At 72.9% G+C, this 3,550-nt stretch carries 3 protein-coding genes; 2 read left to right on the top strand and 1 reads right to left on the bottom strand.

Going from position 1 to position 3,550, the window contains the following annotated elements; genetic code table 11:
- A partial coding sequence (locus D7X55_RS37465; RefSeq protein ID WP_147470373.1) for a metal-dependent hydrolase occupies positions 1-428 on the top strand: 428 nt, incomplete at its 5' end.
- A gap of 14 nt (positions 429-442) precedes the next feature.
- Positions 443-994, top strand: coding sequence for an RNA 2',3'-cyclic phosphodiesterase (thpR, locus tag D7X55_RS37460; protein WP_121725533.1), 552 nt, complete (start codon positions 443-445; stop codon positions 992-994).
- Here the strand turns inward: thpR and D7X55_RS37455 are convergent.
- Positions 991-3,186 carry a PhnD/SsuA/transferrin family substrate-binding protein gene (locus tag D7X55_RS37455; RefSeq protein ID WP_121725532.1) on the bottom strand — a complete coding sequence of 732 codons (2,196 nt, stop codon included), beginning with the start codon at positions 3,184-3,186 and terminating at the stop codon, positions 991-993. The genes thpR and D7X55_RS37455 overlap by 4 nt on opposite strands.
- Positions 3,187-3,550 lie beyond the last annotated feature (364 nt).

Genomic DNA, 3,550 nt, shown 5'->3' with positions numbered 1-3,550 from the left:
GGCTGCCGGACGCGGACGTGGTGGCCTTCGCGCTGCGCATCCCCTACGCGGCGACGTGGGGGCACCGGGGTGCGTCGCACTCGTTCGTGTTCGCGGCGGCGGTGGCGCTCGCGGTGGGGGCGCTCGCCCGGTGGAAGGGGGAGCCCGGCACGCGCTGGGGCCTGCTGGCGTTCGCGGCGCTGGCCAGCCACGGCATCCTGGACACGCTCACGGACGGCGGGCTGGGCGCGGCCCTCTTCTGGCCCTTCTCCAACGCGCGCGTCTTCGCCCCGGTGCGGCCGCTGCCGGTGGCGCCCATTGGCGCGGGCATGCTGTCCGCGCGCGGGCTGTACGTGAGCGTCGTGGAGTTCCTCGTGTTCCTGCCCGCCTGGCTCTATGCCCTCTGGCCCCGGAAGGCGCGAGCGGTGGGCAGCGTCCAGGTTCCCTGAAGGAGGGCTTCGCGATGCGCCTGTTCACCGCCGTGACCCTGGGGGACGCCCTCACCGCCGAGACCGGGCGGGGCATCGAGCGCCTGCGCACCCTGGCTCCGGACGCGAAGTGGGTGCGGCCGGAGGGCGTGCACCTGACGCTGCTCTTCCTGGGGGACGTGGACGACAGCCGCCTGCCGGAGCTGCGCGACGCGCTGGAGCCGGTGGGGCTGTACCACGCGCCCTTCGTGCTGTCGGTCGGTGGCGGCGGGACGTTCGGTTCGCCCTCACACCCGCGCGTGCTCTGGGCGGACGTGCGCGGGGACACCGCCGCGCTGAAGGCGCTCCAGGCGGACGTGGCGCGCGCGCTGGAGCCCCTGGGCTTCACGTCCGAGCACGGCGAGTACGTCGCGCACCTCACGCTGGCCCGCGCGCGTCCGATGCGCGGAGACCCGGCGCTGGCGGCGTGCGCTCGCGAGTTGCAGAACGCAGCGTGGGGCGAGGGGCGCGTGGACCGGCTGGTGCTCTTCGAGAGCACGCGCGGCCACTACGTGCCCCGGCTGGAAGTGATGCTGGAGCGCGGCTAGCAGGCGCGCAGGCCTTCGGCCACGGGCACGGCGGCCGGCAGCGTGACGGTGAGCAGCGTGCCCCGGCCCTCGCGGCTCTCCGCGCGCAGCGTGCCGCCCAGGCCGGTGGCGATGGTGTGGCTCACGGACAGGCCCAGGCCGGTGCTGTTGGGGCGCGAGGTGGCGAAGGGCTCGAAGATGTGCGCGAGCGCGTCCGGGGACAGCCCCTTGCCGGAGTCCTGCACCTCCACCACCACCTCGCCGTCCTCGCTGGTGTAGGCCGCCACGCGCAGCACGTTGTGCGCGGCGTCCTGGGTGTCCATCTGCTGCAAGGCATTGAGCAGCAGGTTGAGGAAGAGCTGGGTGAGGCGCGCCTCGTCCGCGTCCACCGTGGGCATGTCGTGGAAGTCCCGCTCCAGCCGGGCGCGGTGCTGCAACTCACCTCGCAGGAGCTTGAGGGCGTTCTCCAGCACCGGCTGCACGGCCACGCGGGCGCGGTGCTCCGGCGGCTTGCGCGACAGCGTGCGCAGGTCCTGCACGATGTGCTTGAGCCGGGTGGCGCCCTCCACCGTCTCGCTCAGCGCGGACAGCATGTCCTCCAGGTCCGCGCGCGGCACCGGCGTGCCGGCGAGCAGCGGCTGCTTCAGGCGGTCCATCTCCTCGCGGATGTACGAGAGGTTGGCCAGCACGAAGGCCAGCGGGTTGTTCATCTCATGGCCCACCGCCGCCGCGAGCGAGCCCAGCGCGGACAGCCGGTCCGCCTGGAACAGCCGCGCCTCCAGCTGCTTGCGCAGCGTCACGTCGCGCGCGAAGACGCGCAGGCCCGGCGGGTCCCACAGCTGCGCGACGGTGAGCTCCCAGTAGCGGCCGTCCAGGTGCACCGTGGGCGCGGGCTCTCCCGGGGGCGCGCCGCGCCAGGCCCAGGTGAGCGCCGCGTGCACCAGCGGGTGCGTGGCGCCCTTCTCCACCAGGTCCTGGAACGCCGCGTGGGTGGCGGGGTTCGCGTACCGCAGCTCCCCGTCCATGCCCAGCTCCAGCAGCGGCTCCGGGTGCAGCAGCGGGAACGACGCCAGGCGATAGAGCGGGTCTTCCAGCGAGCGCAGGCCGCTGACGTCGCGCACCAGCAGGCCCAGCTTCACGCCCGTGCCTCCGGGCGAGGGCACGCACGGGGTGATCTCCGCCGCGTAGATGCGCTCGTCGCCGTTCACGGTGAGCCGGTACTCCAGCCGGCCGTCGGAGCCGCCCCGGAGGACGGCCTGGAGCAGGGAGATAAGGGGCTTGCTCGCGGCGGAGCCCAGGACGTCCTCCAGCTTGCGCCCCTCCGCGCCGCGCATGTCCAGGCCGAAGGCGCGGCCGGACGGGGACCACAGCCTGAGGCAGCGCCCCTCCGCGTCCAGCTCCCCGGCCAGGTACTCCGCGGTCGCCGAGGGGCGCGGGCTGGACGCGGGCGCATCCACGCCGGGCGAGCGCACGAAGCCCTCCACCCGGAAGGGCCCCATGAGCATCTCCAGGCCCGCGCCGTCGGTGTTCATCCGCGTGAGGACGGAGATGAGCGCCTGCGCGTCCGCTTCCGGCATCCGCCTGGTGAGGATGAGGCCGTCGGCGAGCGTGGGGATGGTGAAGAGAAACGGCATGAGCCGCGGAGCGTCCGCGCCCAGGTACGTCGTCAGCGTGGCGCGCATCGCGTGCGCGTCCGTGTGGTTGCAGAAGAGCGCGCACAGGTCCGACTCGCCGCGCAGCACGGCGTCCAGCGCCTTGCGGTAGGTGCCCAGGAAGCGCTGCTCGGAGAAGAGCGTGTCCGGGCGCAGGCCCAGCGACTCCAGGTGGCGCACCGGCAGCAGGTGCCCGCCCGTGGAGCGCGGCGCCACCCACGCCACGCGCTTGCCCTGGAGCGTCTCCAGCGTCAGCGGCTCGTCCGCGCGGCAGATGAAGGCGGAGTGGTAGTGCCAGCTTCCAGAGCGCACCGCGCGAAGCACCGCGCGCGCCTGCGGCTCGAAGGCGTTGCACTGCTCGGCGGTGCCCCAGGCCATCTCCACCCGGCCCGCGGCGAGCTCCGCCTCCAGGAACTCGTAGGTGGGCGCCATGGACATGACGACCGGGCGGCCCATCCGCTCCGACAGCGCCCGCGCGAACAGCTCCACGCGCACGTGCTCCCGCACCTCGCCCAGGGACGGATACAGCAGACAACGGATGGGCGAGCTCGATGCGGTCACGACGAATTCCTCCGATGGGCCCCCTCTTGCGCGCGCCCGGACAGCCGGCTCGCGAGTCCTGCCTGTCTACCCGAAACTTTCCGGAATTGCCACATTATTCTGGAGTCACTGCAATAAGTAGATTCCCCAGGTTTACCATGCTCGGACCCAGGGTCGTGAGCGACTTCCACGTACCGTGGGTGAAGCCTGCTCGGAAGTGGATGGCACCGGGGCTGCACTGAGGGTGGGTGGACGGATGCAACCCACTGAAGGGACGGACGGATGCGCTGGATCGTGAGGGGAATGTGGCTGGTGGCCCTCGTCGTGATGGGGGCGGCGTGGCTGGTGGGCCGCGGGACGCAGGCGGCGCCGCGCAGGGTGGAGG

This window comes from Corallococcus sp. AB049A, assembly GCF_003668885.1.
GTDB lineage: Bacteria > Myxococcota > Myxococcia > Myxococcales > Myxococcaceae > Corallococcus > Corallococcus interemptor.
The sequence above is the reverse complement of the archived record's forward strand: the minus strand, read 5'-3'. Positions and strand labels throughout refer to the sequence as shown.